The sequence below is a fragment of the Sporosarcina sp. JAI121 genome, from assembly GCF_013408665.1.
GTDB lineage: Bacteria > Bacillota > Bacilli > Bacillales_A > Planococcaceae > Sporosarcina.
Window position 1 is genome coordinate 697,136 of sequence record NZ_JACCCL010000001.1, and the last position, 15,523, is coordinate 712,658.

The window sequence follows — 15,523 nt, forward strand, 5'->3', positions numbered from 1 at the left end:
CAGTCACGCCAGTAGCACCGGTAGCACCAGTCACGCCAGTAGCACCGGTAGCACCAGTCACGCCAGTAGCACCGGTAGCACCAGTCACGCCAGTAGCACCGGTAGCACCAGTCACGCCAGTAGCTCCCGTAGCGCCAGTAGCACCAGTAGCACCCGTCGGTCCCTTGCATCCCTTGCAGCATTCTATGATTGTTTTTTGGCAAGAGCGACAGTATCTCGTGCATTTACTACATCTATGATTTGTGTTGTCGTAAAAATTCATTTTTTCACCACCTTTCTCTAACATGCTATTCGAGGAAAGGATTGATGGACGGGTATTCAACCATGTATCTTAAATAATTGAAGCTAGGCTTACATGTAGGAGAACTATTCACGAAGAAACGAAAGTCGTACAGCCTAAGAGATAAGATTTGGAAATATCCAAACCTGGAACAAGCCTTTTATAACTTCACTCTATTGAAGGGGGAACTGAATACTCTTAGTTGTTAGACATCGGACGTTTATATTCAAAACCTCGGGATTCACCCGATATAGTTGAAGGGGAATACATAGAAGAGAGCGAGTGATGGAAATGAAAGTAAAATGGTTGGTTGTTATTTCGATAATCGTTCTAGCGCTTGCAGGCTGCGGATTGGAGGAGAAGAATCCACTGGAAGGGAAAGTGAAAGTGGGCGTCATGCTATCTGAAAATGGTCTTGGGGATCAGTCCTTTTCCGATTTGGCATTTGCAGGTTTGACGAAGGCCCGGGATGAAGATGGCGTTGTCATTGAATACTTGGAACTTACGGAAACGGATACATATGAAAAAGGATTCAGGGAACTTGTTGCAAATGGCAATGATTTAGTGTTCGCATTGGGATTCACCGGCCAGGAAGAACTGGAAAAGGTAGCATTGGATTTCCCGGACCAACAGTTCGTTCTTGTTGATTCCGTTTCAGAAGCGGCTAACATTACGTCGGTGACATTTAAGGAAGACGAAGGAAGCATGCTGGCTGGAATTGTAGCAGCAACCGTTTCAAAGTCCAAGGTTATTGGTTTTATTGGCGGCGTAGAGGCCCCTGTTATTCAAAGATTTGAAAAAGGGTTTATTCAGGGAGCAAAATCTGTTAATCCTGATATCGTTGTTTTAACGAAATATGCGGGTGACTTTGATAACGATGGATTAGGGGCGCAAATCGCTTCGGGAATGATTGATGAGAAGGTGGATGTCCTTTACGCAGCCGCCGGATTTACGGGTGTCGGCATGCTGAAAGAAGCTGAGAAAAGAGGAGTCTATGCAATCGGCGTAGATAGCGACCAATATTTTTATGCGGAACAGGCAGTTATTACTTCGATGATGAAAAATATTGATAGTGCATTATACGATATTATCCATACCTATAAAGGGTCGGGTAAAATCCAGGCGGGCCATATTGAGCTTGGTCTTGCGGAAAAAGGAGTAGGCCTTGCGCCATTCAGGGTGTTGGAACTCACTGAACCGGAACAAAAAAATCTGGATTCGCTAATCGAAAAAACCGTTTCGGAAATGAAATGACAGGAGGTGGAAAGCTGAAATGACTATAAAAAAGAAAATCGTTCTCCATTCACTTTTCGCACTTGGCCTATCGATTGTAATGATTGCAATTATCATTTTCAGGATGTTGGCGATTCAAAACACGAGTAGTGATTATCTCGATGTGCTTTTAGCTGTGAAAGACGTGGATGCAGAAACAAAGGCATCAATGCAAAGTTTGAATACACTCGCTTATAATATGACGGACGCCAATAAAGATGATGTACGCAATCAACTGGAGTTGACTGCTGAAAAATTCTCCATTGCGGAAAGTCTTGTCAAAGAAAAAGAGCCGCGAGATATCCTTTTGAAGGCACAGGATAGATTCTTTTTATTAAAAGAAGAAGCGCTCACAGCTGTTGAAGAAAATAACTCTGCGGAAATCAACCGCCAATCACTGCGTAATATGGGGATTGTCAATGATATTTACATGGTGGATCTCTATACTGCTGCACATTACGACTATTTACAGGATTCGCTCATCGCTAAAATCAAAGGTATTATCACATTTGCCATAATCGGCAGCATAGTCATCATCGTCGGAGCGATGGCGATCATCCTTAGACTTGCAAACGGCATTACAAATCCGCTTAAGAAGCTTGCGATGAATGCGGAAGAAATTGCCGCGGGCAACCTTATCGTCGAGCCGATTCAGTATGATAAACAAGATGAACTTGGACAATTGAATCGGTCATTCGCGTCGATGACGGATCATTTGAGGACACTGTTACAATCGATTGACGGTGCAAGCCGAAAAGTGGATGATTATACAAAAGAGCTTGAGATAGAAAATGGTTATCTTGCCGAAGCGAGCAATCAAGTGACAATGTCAACAGAAGAACTAGCAAGAGGAACACAGAATATTTCCGAGGACTTGCAAAGTTCGGTCGAGCTCATCGAGCAGATGAACGAAGAATTCGGGTTAAATGTCAACCGCGCTAAAAGCTCCGCTGATTATGCGGCTATGGCCAATGAAGCAATCATAGAAGGACGCCTGGCAATCGATGAACAGCGTGAACTTATCGATAGCAATAACGAAGCATCGAATTCGATCGAGAAGGCAACTGTACAATTTACGCAATATGCATTAAGGATTGAAGACATGGCGAAGACTGTGTCCAACATCGCCTCACAGACGAACTTGCTTGCGTTGAATGCAGCAATTGAAGCAGCGCGCGCGGGAGAAGCGGGGAAAGGTTTCTCAGTCGTCGCCTCGGAAGTCAGGAAACTGGCGGATGAATCAACAACAGCAACTTCACAGATTTTCGATATGGTCAATTTGATCAAAGGCGGACTTGGTTCAATTTCAGACTCCGTCGGGAAAGGTGTAGAAATTGCAGTAGCACAGGAAGGTAATGTGAACCGCACCCTAAATACGTTCACCAACATAGAAGACAAAATGGAGAGCATAACAAAAGCGTTGCTAGACCTTGTAAAAGGTGTCGATAATTCAAAGCAGTTTAATGACACCGTGCTTGAGAATAGCGAAAACATTAGTGCAGTCGTCGAACAGACGGCGGCGGGCAGTGAAGAGATTTCAGCTTCCGCAGAGGAACAGCTTGAGTCGATCGGAAAAGTAGTCAGCAAAGTGACAGCACTCCGTGAACTGACGGATGAATTGAACGTGACCATTTCGAAATTTCAACTATAAGGAGATAGACCGCATCGCATGTTATTCGGCGAGGCGGTCTTTTTCTTATTCAGCAATCAATTCGTCCGCTTTTAACAGAATCCCTTCATTACCTATCTTACGGGCAATTCGGGTAATCTGGGGCTGCTCAAGACGGGCAGTGCGGAGAATTTTTTTCTTCGGTAAATGCAACGCGTGTCGAGCCGTCGGATCGTAATTGTCCGTTACGGAAAGCTCCCTTTCAGTGAGATTTAAGTCGTATGGGTTTTCATCTGCTTTACTCGACAGCCTGACGCGTTGAAGCATCTTCTCTGCATTCATCCGTGCAACTTCAGGTGATTGCTCGACATAGAGTGGTCTAAATATGACTTCATCCAAGACATTATTTTTGAAAATCTGGTCATTCGGGTTTTGGAAAATAAGTCCGATTGTTCCAGTCTGTCCGATAGAACTGGGGAACTCTCCGACAGACTGGGTAAACTGTCCGACGGCAGACGGAAACTCAACGACGGCGGTCGAACAGTCCGACAGAAAAGCGGAACTCTACAAGAGAATGAATAAACTGTCCGACAGCAAGCGGAAACTCTACGACAGCGGTCGAACAGTCCGACAGAAAAGCGGAACTCTCCGACAGAAAAGCGGAACTCTCCGACAGAATGGGTAAACTGTCCGACGGCAGACGGAAACTCTACGACAGCGTTCGAACTGTTCGACAGAAAAGCGGAACTCTCCGACAGGATGGGTAAACTGTCCGACGGCAGACGGAAACTCTACGACAGCGGTCGAACAGTCCGACAGAAAAGCGGAACTCTCCGACAGGATGGGTAAACTGTCCGACAGCAGGCGGAAACTCTACGACAGCGTTCGAACTGTCCGACAGAAAAGCGGAACTCTACGACAGAATGGGTAAACTGTCCGACGGCAAGCGGAAACTCTACGACAGCGTTCGAATTGTCCGACAGAAAAGCGGAACTCTCCGACAGACTGGGTAAACTGTCCGACGGCAGGCGGAAACTCTACGACAGCGTTCGAACTGTTCGACAGAAAAGCGGAACTCTCCGACAGGATGGGTAAACTCTACGACAGAACCCGCGAACTGTCCGACAGAACCTATAAACCGGCCAATACCAGCGCAACAAAAACAGCCTTCCCCGAAATTTGGGAAGGCTGTGAATATTAATTTAGCTGATTAAAACGTTTGAAGCCTGTGAATTTATCTTTCCAGTAAACAGAATCAATTGAAGCAATTTCAACTTTCTTTGAACCTGCGTGGATGAAGTTTCCTTCGCCTAGATAGATTCCGGCATGCGAGATACCGCTGCGGTATGTATTTTCAAAAAATACTAAATCCCCTGGCACTGGCTTGTCCACATTGAAAGAATTGGCATACATGCCGATTGTATCTAATCTTGGAAGGGCGACTCCTGCATTGTTAAATACATAGTGAATGAATCCGCTACAATCAAATCCTTCTTTTGTCACGCCGGCCCATACATAAGGCGTGCCTAAAAGCGGAAGTGACGTTTCAACAGCATTCAGCAAAACCTTTTCTGCTGGAAGTGACAAAGACGTAGGTTTTGCTGTTGTTGCAACCGCTTGCTTATATGAATTGGTTGACGAGGTCTCTTTTTTTACTGCTACGGTTTTAGTACTTGGCTTCACTGAAGCATTGGTTGTTTTGGATGGAACTGATTTCACCGAAACTGATTTTTTGCTAATCGCGTTTTTTGTCGAAACGGTCAATTTTTGATTCATTTTGATGGAATCGGAAGCAAGGCTGTTTAAGCTTTTCAATTCGTCAACGGTCAATTTATGCTTTGTGGCAATTTTCCATAGTGTATCACCCGACTTGACGGTGTATGAATCAGTAGCTGCGTCTGCGCTGCCTATTGAGATAAACGTTGCCAAGGCAAACGTCGTCAGTACCGAAAAAACTTTCTTCTTCATCCACTTTCCCCTCTCCACGACAAACAGTTCTATATATGTATTCTATCGGAATACTAGAACTCAAACAATAGACTGAAAGATTACATTTATATTACAAAGTAATAACGGATGTGTTACAAATGTTGAAAAGGCATTCATACAGTTAAGATAATATCCTCCTAAGCGGAAATTTTCTTCCCGCTATATAGCTATCGGCTGTTTTAAAATATAATTAATAGGACGGAGCTTTTTTTATAAGATGCTAGAAAAATAAAACTGGCTCCCCTAGTAGTGGGAACCAGTTCAGTTAAAACATTTTTTGTTTCAATAATCTTTGCATATATCCGGAAATTAGATCAACTAAATGCGTGTTTTAAACAACGGACTCAAGACGACGCCGACAAGTGCTCCGAAAATCGCTGGAACTAGCCAGCCGAGTTGTTGTTCATAGAGCGGAAGGTAAGCAAGAATGTCGTTGACAGGTTTAATGTCGATTCCCGCGCCTTTCAATCCATCAAAGATACTCACGATAGCGGTTGCAAGCAACGCCAACATATAGACGACCGGCTTTCTGCCGAAAGACTTATCAATGAATGACATTAGCATAAGTACAATTGCGAGTGGGTATATCATAAGCAGGACCGGGATTGAAATTGAAATCAGCTGTGTCAATCCAACGTTTGCAATAAGTGTACTGAAACCCGCGAATATGAAGACATATGTCTTGTATGAATTACGTGGAAATACATGTTCAAAATACTGAGCACATGCTGAAACGAGACCAATCGATGTTGTCAGACAGGCGAATATGATTGTCGCTGCGAGAATCATTGTTCCGGATGATCCGTACAATACGGTTGATGCGAGTGCTAGTACTGCGCCACCGTTATCTTGCAGGCCGATAGCATCTACACTTGTCGCTCCGATGTAGCCCAATGAAATATAGACGAGCGCAAGTCCGGTAGCGGCAATGAGTCCAGCGAAAATCATCGCTTTCATTACTGCACGGCTTTCTGTTACACCTTCCGCTTTAAGTGCATTGATTACGACGATACCGAAGACAAGTGCTGCGATGACGTCCATCGTCAAATAGCCTTCAACGAAGCTGCGGAAAAACGAATTCGTTGCGTAATCACCCTGTGGCAACTTCGTTTCCCCCATCGGTGAAACGATACTCTTCACGGCAAGTGCTCCGATGACAAGAAATAATACAGGTGTCAACACTTTCCCGATGCGGTCGACGAGTTTTGCCGGATTAAGTGCAAGTGCCACCGTTATGGCAAAGAAAACAACCGTAAACAGCGCAAGTGGCCAGTTGGCACTGGAAATGCTTTCCGGCAGGAACGGGACAACGCCGATTTCATAGGAAACGGTAGCTGTTCGCGGAATACCGAAAAATGGACCAATTGCCATATAGACGATCATTGTGAAAGCAACGCCGAAATAAGGATTGACACGACTTGCAATCGTTTCCAAACCGCCGCCCGCATTAGCGATTGCGAGGACTGCGATTAGAGGCAAGCCGACTCCCGTAATCAGGAATCCAATCATCGCGATGAAAAGCTCATCTCCTGCCATTTGTCCGAGAAGCGGTGGGAAGATGATATTACCCGCCCCAAGGAACAATGCAAAAAGCATAAGTCCTATCACGAAATTTTTTTGTATAGACAAGTAAATTGCAACTCCTTACTAGAATGTTCAACATCTTCTATTATAACCGAAAAAAAGGGCAATCGTCTAACAAATTCGACATTATATAGCGAAAAGTTAAAGATTTTGTCCTTTTTTGTCTACTGACAAATTTTTATCGGCAGGATACCAGTCGTGAACTTTATTTTTATTCGCCATAAACCTTCATAAACATTGCTATCATGCCGATAACTACAAGAAGGGCATAAGCCATAAATACGGGGGGAGGTAAATGGATTTGGAGCGTCCAATTAAACAAACCATTGAAACCGTGAACCAGGTACTGGAGGATCTCCAACGGCAACAGCAACTACTTTTTACACAGGCGAAACTGTCCGAGCTTTCGAGCGTTTCCACCAACGTTTTTCTTGAAGAAGCATGTAAACGAATCGCAACTGTGATGCGATGCGAGCAGGTGAGTATTTGGCTGTTCAATGAAAGCAGAACAGTATTGACTGCTCAAATGATTTACGATGATAGGCTTCCTGCTTTTAAAACGGGAAAAATTCTAGTGCAGAAGGACATGCATTCCTATTTTGAAGCGATTCAGCAGGGACGGACACTAGCGGTGGATGATGTTGCGACAAATCCAGCGATGCATGAGTTAGTAGATACATATTTCAAAGAGGAAAGCATCAAGTCAATTCTTGATGCTACCATTATATTGAGTAAAGGCATCGGCGGTGTACTGTGCTGTGAATCGGAGGAAGTACGCGCGTGGACAACATTCGATAAAGTTATTGCTGCTTCGCTTGCCGATATGCTGGCCTATCTGTTTGACCGGCTTTATCGACTGGAAGTAGAGGAGCATGTGCATGCACTTGCTTTTACAGATACACTCACGGGACTAAACAATCAGCATTCATTCACGGAAAAAGCAGAATTGAAATTACAATCACTTTCCGGAAAAGAACGCGGGATTTTCATCTATCTGATTCTTGATCAATTCACAGATGTACAAGCAGCCCTTGGTCATGAAGGTGGAAGGGAAGTACTAAAAAAAACCGCGGATCGGCTACGTTTCCTGTTTCCGGAACCGGCGTTGACGGGGCGAATCGGATTTGACCATTTCGTTATTTTCTATCCATATACAGGTAATCGGGCGACGAGGGAAATGAACTTCGATTTCGTCGCACGGGTGCTGCGGGAACCGATGAATATCGGGGGACAGGAAGTGTATATGACGTTCAGTTATGGTGTTTCGTATTTTCCGGATCATGTCAGCAATGTGGACGATGGACTGCAAGCGGCACAAGTGGCACTTGAGGCGAGTCGGAAGAAAACTTCCCGGAAAGCGCGGGGCGTCTATAGACCTGACATGCATACTTTAATGAAAGAAACGATGTTATCTGAAATGAATTTAAGAAAAGGGTTGGACTTCAATGAATTCCGGTTGTTTTATCAGCCTAAAGTCGATTGTAAGTCAGGGGAAGTGACCGGTTTTGAAGCACTAATCAGATGGCAGCATCCAGAACGCGGTCTCATATTCCCGGGCGATTTCATCGATCTTGCCGAATCGACAGGATTGATAACGCCAATCGGTGAATGGGTCATTAAAGAAGCGTTCACCCAACTCGCCAGATGGAATGAGCAGGGACAAGGGCATCTAACGGTTTCCATCAATTTATCGCCCCGCCACTTCCTTCATCCAAAACTACCTCCCTATTTACTGAAGTGTGCAGAGGAAACGGTAGTCGAGCCGCAAAAACTTATTTTGGAAATCACTGAGAACGTAGCGCTTGAAGATCATGATGCTGTAAAAATACGCATTAAACAGCTCATTGACATGGGATTCGCTATTTCAATCGATGACTTTGGAACCGGTTATTCCGCTTTCCTGTATTTGCAACATTTCGCAATCCAAGAAATCAAGATTGATCGCCAATTTATCAACGACATGGAAATTGACGAGAAAAGTGCTGTGATTGTTCAAACAATCATCGGGCTTGCAGAAATGCTTGGACTTCGCACAGTCGCGGAAGGCGTTGAAACGGAAGGTCAATGGAGAAGATTGCAGGAAATGGGATGCGATGAAATACAAGGTTTCTATTTTAGCAAAGCCATACCAATTGATGAAATTACTAATATGCTGGATTTGCCGCAGGGTGTAAGTACAATTCACCTGCCTCTGAAAATGTAAGGCAAGTAGCTGGTTGGAAGAATGATGGAATTTTAAGTATGAAAATGGGGAATAAACGCCATAATCTGTCACAAAAGGTGCCGGATTGTGGTTTTTTTCATCAATGGGTATAAAACGTTTACGACCTGGTCCTATACGTGTAAAATGATGAATGTGTAGTATGATCAGGAGGTTTTTATAATGGAACAAGTTCAATTTATGCGTAATTTAATTATCGAAACGCCGTCCGTTCCGGGGAATTTCGCGAAAGTCGCGTTAGCTATCGGACAGCTTAATGGGGATATTGGTGATATTCAAACAATAAAAGTGGGAACATTATCAACGATTCGTGATATCGGTATTCAATGCGAGAGTGAAGAGCATTTAATGCAGATTGTCGAAGCGGTTAACAAAATCGGCGAAGGAATTAGTGTCCATGCTGTAACCGACGATGTATTGCAAGCGCACGAAGGCGGGAAAATCCATATGAAAGGCCGTATGGAAATCCGTTCACTCGGCGATTTACGCCGCGTTTATACACCGGGTGTCGCGAATGTTTGTGAACTTATCAAGAAAGACCCTGAACAGGCGAAATATTTCACGGGGATTTCAAATACAGTTGCAATTGTGACTGACGGTACAGCGATTCTTGGCCTCGGAAATATCGGACCAGTTGCCGGTATGCCCGTGATGGAAGGGAAAGCGGTCTTGTTCGACCAGTTCGCGGGAATTAGCGGTATTCCGATTTTGCTGGATACGAGCGATCCCGATCAAGTCGTGGAAACAGTTAAACATATTCATAAAGGATTCGGCGGAATTCTGCTTGAAGATATTGGATCGCCTCACTGTTTCGAAATCGAAGAGCGTCTGAAAGCGGAGCTGTCGATTCCGGTCATGCACGACGATCAGCATGGCACGGCCGTTGTCACGCTTGCATCCGTACTGTCCGCATGTAAACAGACAGGCGTTGAATTGTCTGATGCGACTGTGGGACAAATCGGGCTCGGTGCGGCAGGGCTTGCGATCAGCCGCATGCTTATGGAATATGGCGTGAAGGAAATGCGGGGTATCGACCGCAATGAAGTTGCGCGTGAGAGACTCGTCGAGCATGGCGGTACAGTGGTTGATTCGCTTGAAGAATTGATGGCAACGTGCGATATCATCGTGGCTACGACAGGTGTTGCAGGACTCATCAAACCGGAACTGGTCCGCAAAGGGCAAATCATTTTGGCGTTGTCCAATCCGAATGCTGAAATTGCGCCTGAAGATGCACTAGCGGCGGGCGCAGCTTTTGCGGCGGATGGCCGTCTTGTTAACAATATCCTCGGGTTCCCGGGTATTTTCCGCGGTGCGCTCAATGCGTATGCCAAGGAAATTACATACCCCATGCTGATCGCCGCCGCACTTGCGATTGTCGACAGCACGAAGCCGGGCGATCTTGTACCGCATCCGCTTGATCCGAACGTCCACCAAAATGTAGCAGCCGCAGTGGAACGGGTTGCGAATAACTTGTAAATATCGGAAGCTTCCCGCCTGGTTGAAATTGAACCGGGTGGGAGGCTTTTTTGTATGGAGAGGAGCGAATTGCGGTCAGTCATGACAGGTTTATGGAAGGTGTCCAACGAATTCGTCGCGATGTCCAACGAAAGTCTGGAAGTGACCAACGAACCCGCCGTAGTGTCCAACAAACGCGTGGAAGTGTCCAAAAAAATGGGGGGATTTCCAACAAAAGTCTGGAAGGGTCCAACAAACCCGCCGTAGTGTCCAACAAATGGGGGAGTTTTCAACAAGTTCGTCGGAATGTCCAACGAACCTACCGGAGTGTCCAACAAAAGTCTGAAAGTGTCCAACAAACCCGCAGGAATGTCTAACAAATCAAGCATAACTCTCCAATTCGACAGCCTCGTATTGCACACATTTTTTTCAATGAAATGAAAACAGCCCCGATTCCACGGACAAAATCCGGAAATCCGAGCTGTATCGGCTACTACATCATCCTCTTCCAATCGGCCAATCGAATGGCGGCGAACCTGGCGGAGAATGTTTCAAAATATCGAAGACTGGAATCGTATAAGCGAATAGGATCAATGCGATAGTGATGCCAATCCACAAATACCAGTTTTCAAGAATCTTAGGTGTCGGTTCTGCATTCTTCTCCTCTTCCGCAATCGGGAATTCTTCAACGCCGCGCGGTGCGAAAAATGTCAGCTGGATGAAAATGTAGACCATCAAAAGTATGCCGATGAAGAGAATCGTTCCGCCGACTGTCTGGGCAATCTGGTAATTGATCCACGTAGCGACTTGTTCGCCGCCGGCATATTCGGAGAAGTTCGAACGGCGTGGACCGCCGAGCAATCCTTGGATATGCATGGCACCTGACATGATTGTCATACCGACTGTCCAGACGAAGGTCTGAATAATTCCAAGTTTATTCAATCTCGGTGTCAGCCTTCTGCCGGTCAAATGCGGCACAAGCCAATACGTAATGCCGAAAAATGTTAAGATGACCGTCGTTGCTGCCGTTAAATGGAAGTGCCCCGTAATCCAGATCGTATTGTGGACAAGTGCATTCATCTGGTGGGATGCGTTAACGATACCGCCTGCACCGCCGGGAATAAATGCTGCCATTCCAATGAACGGTGCAAGGAAACGGACATCTTTCCAAGGCAACTTTTTGAACCAGCCGAACAAGCTCTTATACCCTTTTTTACGTCCCGTAATTTCAAATGTGGCGAAAATCGAGAATGCCGTCATCAATGAAGGGATGATAACCATAAACGTCAGCACAACTTGGATGAATTTCCATGTCGGGTCGATACCTGGTTCCGTCAACTGATGATGGAATCCGACTGGAATCGAAAACAACAATAACAGGATGAATGCTAATCTAGCAAGTGGATCACTGAATAACTTGCCTCCGATAATTTTAGGAATGATGGCATACCATGCCATATAAGCAGGGAGCAGCCAGAAATAGACGAGTGGATGTCCGAAATACCAGAACAATGTGCGGCTCAGCAACACGTTAATCGTTTCGGCATAACCAAGTGACCAGGGAATGAACTGGATGATAACGGATGTTGCCACGCCAATCGTAGCGATGAACCACATAAGCATATTAATTGTAACCATGAATGCGAGCAAAGGTGATTTCTGACCTTTATGCGCTTTCTTCCATACATAAAGCTGACGGAAGTTGACGAACGCGGCAATCCAGCTGCCGATAATGACGAAAGCAAGACCGAAGTAGAATGCAGGATGTGCCCGAAGTGGTGCATAAAACGTATACAAGACGGATGCTTCGCCTATAAGTATCGTAATTGCAGCCATGATAGTCCCGGTGACCATGACCCAGAATGAAAGCCATGCGACTTTTCGTTGTTTATCCGAAATACCGACTGTTTTTTCCATGAGAGAGAACTGGAAGCCGATGATGAAGAACGTAGTAAGGACGAGGCCGAGAATAACGCCATGGACAGTCAGGATTGTATAATAGTTGATATTGAACGGTAACGTATACTTGCCGGATCGTGCCAGCGTCTGTAATAATCCCATTAGCCCGCCGACAAGAAGTGCGGTATATGTCACATACATGAATGCCATGTATAATCTGGCGTCTTTTTTAGCAAGCGGTAATTGATTTGTAGCCATTATTCATACACCTCCACTGTACCGAACATCTGATGGTGACCGATGCCGCAGTATTCGTTACAGACAACCGTGAATTCGCCTGTATTTTTCATGACGGTCTCATACCGGCTGATATGGCCGGGCTCAACCATCATATTGACATTCGTGCCTGCTACTTGGAAGCCATGGACAACGTCTTTCGTAGTAATTTGATAAAGGACTGTGGAACCTTTTGGTACGCGGATCGTTTTAATAGCATTACCTTCTTTGTCCTTGCCGAAATCATAGTTGAATGCCGAAGCGACGATATTGACGATATATTTGCCGTCAGCCACTTCACGAATTCCAAGATTTTCGGGTTTGAAGGCGTCATGTGCTTCCACATTTTGCGGATCAATTGTTTCTATATGGCTTTGCGGATGAGTCCCTTTCCAGAATGCGGCGAAGCCGATAATAAGTAGGAAAAGGACGAGTGAAGCCATTCCGAAAATGAGCCAAATCTTTTCATATTTATGCAGATGCATGTGTAACCCTCCTGATATAATTATTATCTAGATAGAAATAATGCATAAAAACCGAACCAGGCAACTAGAATGAAGATCCCCAACAGCATGACAGCGATGAAAGTTCCCTTCAAACTATGTGTAGATTCATGTAAACTGGGCTGATGTTGCTTTGGATTTTCTTTCCCCATTGTTACACCTCCTTTTTCGGTGATGTGAATTCGTCTTACCTTTATCATAGTCAAGTGCAGGGATATCGGAATTAGGGAATTCCCTATGCCTTTGGATATAGAGCCATTTTCACAAACTGTTCACGTTTCATTCGAAAATATGTCAATAATAATTGCCGAATTCATTTAGTAATACGGCAGGATTGGGTTTATATAATGCTTTATGGGGGAAAAGAAAATAGTTGGCTGTTTGAAATTATGAATTTCGTTAAAGTTGACCAGAGTGCAGAGAGAAATTACAATTAAGCAAGTGCAAAATCATAAAGAAAGTCGGTTGATCCAAATGGAGAATTTGAAAGTGAAAAAAGTCGAAAACCCGCAACAAGGAGCGGAGCACGTCTATCAAATCATTAAAGAGGAACTTGAAAACGGACGTCTGAACGTTCTGGGGTTGGCGACAGGAAGCACGATGATTCCTGTATATAATAAATGGACGGAATCAGAACTCGATTTCTCGAATATCGTAACTTTTAACTTGGATGAGTATATCGGAATTCCAGCCTCAAGCCCGAATAGCTACGCTTCTTTCATGAATGAGCATCTTTTCGATAAAAAGGAATTTAGAAAAACGAATATACCCGATGGAATGGCAGAAGATCTGGAAGAGGAATGTGCCGCTTATGAGGAACTTCTAGAAGAGTATCCGCTTGACCTCCAACTCCTTGGAGTAGGCGAGAATGGCCATATCGCCTTCAATGAACCAGGAACGTCTCCTGACTCTGTCACGCATGTCGCACAATTGACTGAATCGACATTGGGTGTCAACAGCCAGTACTTTGAAAATGATGAAAAAATACCTGAGACAGCATTGACAATGGGCATTAAATCAATAACGGATGCAAAAAAACTGATTTTGCTCGCTTTTGGAGAAAAGAAACGAGTGGCAATCACGAAGCTACTTGAGGGCAATGTCACATCCGAATGGCCGATTACACATCTATTGAACCATAAGGATGTAATTGTCATTACCGATTTGGAAATATAATCAGTTTCCTGCTGAAAGAATAACAACGCAAAAAAGGTGAGCCCCTATAACTAGGAGGTGCTCACCTTTTTTGTGTTGTGTAGCAGGTAGGGGATTACGGTCGATTATGATTCATAGCGCCATAGGTAGCCCGTATCTCTTCAATCTGTTCGGAACGTTTTTCTCCTTCGAGCAAGACGCGCTCTTGTTTTCCAATCTGGCCGTCGAACGGTTGCGTGGGGGAGTCCTTATGCCGCGCAAAACTACTCTTCTTCCTCTCCTCATTGGCAATCGGTTCCAAATCATCGGAACGATGGAATCGGCTATCTTTTTCTAAGGGTTCGTAATCGCCGGCTGCGTGGCCGAGATAGGGGTCGCGTATAAAACTTCTGCCGGTATTTTTCTTTTCAAGCTGTTCGTTGTCCAACCAATTTCCGGGTGATTTGTTTGCAGAGCCATTCTCTTCCTGAAACGTCTTTTGCAGATTATCCGACAAGTCAGCTTTCTGTTTCATAATGTCCGCCTCCGTTAAATTGTTGTTATTATACAAAATTCCCTATCTGAGAAACTATAAACCCCTTAAAAAGTTAATTATATTTAAAAATTTCAATTTATTGAGTTCTATGTAATGAGGTTGTTACACAACTGTAATATACAGATGTTTAAAACATGGTAAAGTTATCCTAGATCGTTTTTCAGATATAAATTAAGCCATTGGGGGAACACATGAAACTTACATTTAAGATGAAAAAGGCATTTACGATTATTGCTATGTCATTTCTGTTACTCGTCGCACCTTTCGCTGGACAAGCCGAAGCTTCATCCAAGCCGGCTGCAATCTCAAAAACTGCAACAAGTCTAATAGGCATCAAGTACAGCTACGGCGGTACGACAACAAGAGGGTTTGACTGCTCGGGTTACGTATCATACGTTTTCAAGCAGAACGACATCTACTTGTCCCGTACGGCGGCTAGCATGCATGCTTCAGGGGCTACCGTAAAAAAATCGAATTTGGCTGCTGGAGACCTTGTATTTTTCAATACATCAGGTAAAGGGGTTTCTCATGTAGGCATTTACATAGGTAATGGTAAGTTTTCACATGCATCGACATCTAAAGGTGTCCGTATTGATAAATTGAACGATCCGTATTATTGGGGTAAGCGTTACGTAGGTGCAAAGCGCATCTCAGGCGTCAATTCGATTGCCTCAGCTAAATAAAACGACTAAACGACAGCATCAAGAGTCCCGAAGTGGGCCTTGATGCTGTTTTTTCATAAGAA

General features: G+C 44.5%; 15 protein-coding genes. 8 read left to right on the forward strand and 7 right to left on the reverse strand.

Annotated features, from left to right (window positions below; genetic code table 11):
- Positions 1–571: 571 nt before the first annotated feature.
- Positions 572–1,534 carry a BMP family lipoprotein gene (locus HDC33_RS03210; protein ID WP_179392607.1) on the forward strand — a complete coding sequence of 321 codons (963 nt, stop codon included), beginning with the start codon at positions 572–574 and terminating at the stop codon, positions 1,532–1,534.
- Positions 1,535–1,553: 19 nt separating this feature from the next.
- Positions 1,554–3,203, forward strand: coding sequence for a methyl-accepting chemotaxis protein (locus HDC33_RS03215; protein ID WP_179391069.1), 1,650 nt, complete (start codon positions 1,554–1,556; stop codon positions 3,201–3,203).
- Between the two features lie 45 nt (positions 3,204–3,248).
- Here the strand turns inward: HDC33_RS03215 and HDC33_RS03220 are convergent, their stop codons facing one another.
- Positions 3,249–3,560, reverse strand: a complete 312-nt coding sequence (locus HDC33_RS03220) for a hypothetical protein (RefSeq protein ID WP_179391070.1) — start codon at positions 3,558–3,560, stop codon at positions 3,249–3,251.
- Between HDC33_RS03220 and HDC33_RS03225 the strand changes: the two genes are divergently transcribed.
- Positions 3,547–3,846 (forward strand): hypothetical protein, encoded by a 300-nt coding sequence (locus tag HDC33_RS03225; protein ID WP_179391071.1) that lies wholly within the window; start codon positions 3,547–3,549, stop codon positions 3,844–3,846. The genes HDC33_RS03220 and HDC33_RS03225 overlap by 14 nt on opposite strands.
- A 512-nt stretch (positions 3,847–4,358) precedes the next feature.
- On the opposite strand, the gene HDC33_RS03230 is transcribed toward HDC33_RS03225, so the two are convergent.
- Both HDC33_RS03230 and brnQ read right to left on the reverse strand, forming a co-directional pair.
- Positions 4,359–5,129 carry a C40 family peptidase gene (locus tag HDC33_RS03230; RefSeq protein WP_179391072.1) on the reverse strand — a complete coding sequence of 257 codons (771 nt, stop codon included), beginning with the start codon at positions 5,127–5,129 and terminating at the stop codon, positions 4,359–4,361.
- A gap of 339 nt (positions 5,130–5,468) precedes the next feature.
- The gene (brnQ, locus tag HDC33_RS03235) at positions 5,469–6,779 is read right to left on the reverse strand and encodes a branched-chain amino acid transport system II carrier protein (RefSeq protein WP_255457289.1); all 1,311 of its coding nucleotides are present in this window, start codon (positions 6,777–6,779) and stop codon (positions 5,469–5,471) included.
- Positions 6,780–7,035: 256 nt separating this feature from the next.
- On the opposite strand from brnQ, the gene HDC33_RS03240 reads away from it, so the two are divergent.
- From HDC33_RS03240 to HDC33_RS03250, 3 genes are all read left to right on the forward strand, one after another.
- The gene (locus HDC33_RS03240) at positions 7,036–8,937 is read left to right on the forward strand and encodes a GGDEF and EAL domain-containing protein (protein ID WP_179391073.1); all 1,902 of its coding nucleotides are present in this window, start codon (positions 7,036–7,038) and stop codon (positions 8,935–8,937) included.
- Between the two features lie 180 nt (positions 8,938–9,117).
- Positions 9,118–10,431 (forward strand): NAD-dependent malic enzyme, encoded by a 1,314-nt coding sequence (locus HDC33_RS03245; RefSeq protein WP_179391074.1) that lies wholly within the window; start codon positions 9,118–9,120, stop codon positions 10,429–10,431.
- A gap of 54 nt (positions 10,432–10,485) precedes the next feature.
- Positions 10,486–10,677, forward strand: a complete 192-nt coding sequence (locus HDC33_RS03250; protein ID WP_179391075.1) for a hypothetical protein — start codon at positions 10,486–10,488, stop codon at positions 10,675–10,677.
- Positions 10,678–10,908: 231 nt separating this feature from the next.
- On the opposite strand, the gene HDC33_RS03255 is transcribed toward HDC33_RS03250, so the two are convergent.
- From HDC33_RS03255 to HDC33_RS03265, 3 genes are read right to left on the reverse strand one after another with little or no spacing between them, the layout of a single operon-like run.
- A complete protein-coding gene (locus tag HDC33_RS03255) occupies positions 10,909–12,567 on the reverse strand; it encodes a b(o/a)3-type cytochrome-c oxidase subunit 1 (RefSeq protein WP_179391076.1) in 1,659 nt (552 codons plus the stop codon).
- Positions 12,567–13,070, reverse strand: coding sequence for a cupredoxin domain-containing protein (locus HDC33_RS03260; RefSeq protein WP_179391077.1), 504 nt, complete (start codon positions 13,068–13,070; stop codon positions 12,567–12,569). The genes HDC33_RS03255 and HDC33_RS03260 overlap by 1 nt, the downstream gene beginning before the upstream one ends.
- A gap of 23 nt (positions 13,071–13,093) precedes the next feature.
- On the reverse strand, positions 13,094–13,240 hold the full coding sequence (locus tag HDC33_RS03265; RefSeq protein ID WP_179391078.1) for a cytochrome c oxidase subunit 2A: 147 nt from the start codon (positions 13,238–13,240) through the stop codon (positions 13,094–13,096).
- A gap of 322 nt (positions 13,241–13,562) precedes the next feature.
- Here HDC33_RS03265 and HDC33_RS03270 point away from each other — a divergent pair, with 322 nt between their 5' ends.
- Complete coding sequence (locus tag HDC33_RS03270; RefSeq protein ID WP_179391079.1) at positions 13,563–14,264, forward strand: glucosamine-6-phosphate deaminase; 702 nt, start codon at positions 13,563–13,565, stop codon at positions 14,262–14,264.
- A gap of 94 nt (positions 14,265–14,358) precedes the next feature.
- Here the strand turns inward: HDC33_RS03270 and HDC33_RS03275 are convergent, their stop codons facing one another.
- Positions 14,359–14,757 (reverse strand): hypothetical protein, encoded by a 399-nt coding sequence (locus HDC33_RS03275; protein WP_179391080.1) that lies wholly within the window; start codon positions 14,755–14,757, stop codon positions 14,359–14,361.
- Between the two features lie 212 nt (positions 14,758–14,969).
- Between HDC33_RS03275 and HDC33_RS03280 the strand changes: the two genes are divergently transcribed.
- A complete protein-coding gene (locus HDC33_RS03280; protein ID WP_179391081.1) occupies positions 14,970–15,461 on the forward strand; it encodes a C40 family peptidase in 492 nt (163 codons plus the stop codon).
- Positions 15,462–15,523: the final 62 nt, after the last annotated feature.

What these genes read in the sequence shown, in the direction of transcription:
- HDC33_RS03245 (WP_179391074.1), top strand. Translation starts at nt 9,118, where the DNA reads ATGGAACAAGTTCAATTTATGCGTAATTTAATTATCGAAACGCCGTCC.
- HDC33_RS03280 (WP_179391081.1), top strand. Translation starts at nt 14,970, where the DNA reads ATGAAACTTACATTTAAGATGAAAAAGGCATTTACGATTATTGCTATG.
- HDC33_RS03255 (WP_179391076.1), bottom strand. Translation starts at nt 12,567, where the DNA reads ATGGCTACAAATCAATTACCGCTTGCTAAAAAAGACGCCAGATTATAC.
- HDC33_RS03210 (WP_179392607.1), top strand. Translation starts at nt 572, where the DNA reads ATGAAAGTAAAATGGTTGGTTGTTATTTCGATAATCGTTCTAGCGCTT.
- HDC33_RS03215 (WP_179391069.1), top strand. Translation starts at nt 1,554, where the DNA reads ATGACTATAAAAAAGAAAATCGTTCTCCATTCACTTTTCGCACTTGGC.
- HDC33_RS03250 (WP_179391075.1), top strand. Translation starts at nt 10,486, where the DNA reads ATGGAGAGGAGCGAATTGCGGTCAGTCATGACAGGTTTATGGAAGGTG.
- HDC33_RS03270 (WP_179391079.1), top strand. Translation starts at nt 13,563, where the DNA reads ATGGAGAATTTGAAAGTGAAAAAAGTCGAAAACCCGCAACAAGGAGCG.
- HDC33_RS03260 (WP_179391077.1), bottom strand. Translation starts at nt 13,070, where the DNA reads ATGCATCTGCATAAATATGAAAAGATTTGGCTCATTTTCGGAATGGCT.
- HDC33_RS03225 (WP_179391071.1), top strand. Translation starts at nt 3,547, where the DNA reads ATGACTTCATCCAAGACATTATTTTTGAAAATCTGGTCATTCGGGTTT.
- HDC33_RS03265 (WP_179391078.1), bottom strand. Translation starts at nt 13,240, where the DNA reads ATGGGGAAAGAAAATCCAAAGCAACATCAGCCCAGTTTACATGAATCT.
- HDC33_RS03275 (WP_179391080.1), bottom strand. Translation starts at nt 14,757, where the DNA reads ATGAAACAGAAAGCTGACTTGTCGGATAATCTGCAAAAGACGTTTCAG.
- HDC33_RS03230 (WP_179391072.1), bottom strand. Translation starts at nt 5,129, where the DNA reads ATGAAGAAGAAAGTTTTTTCGGTACTGACGACGTTTGCCTTGGCAACG.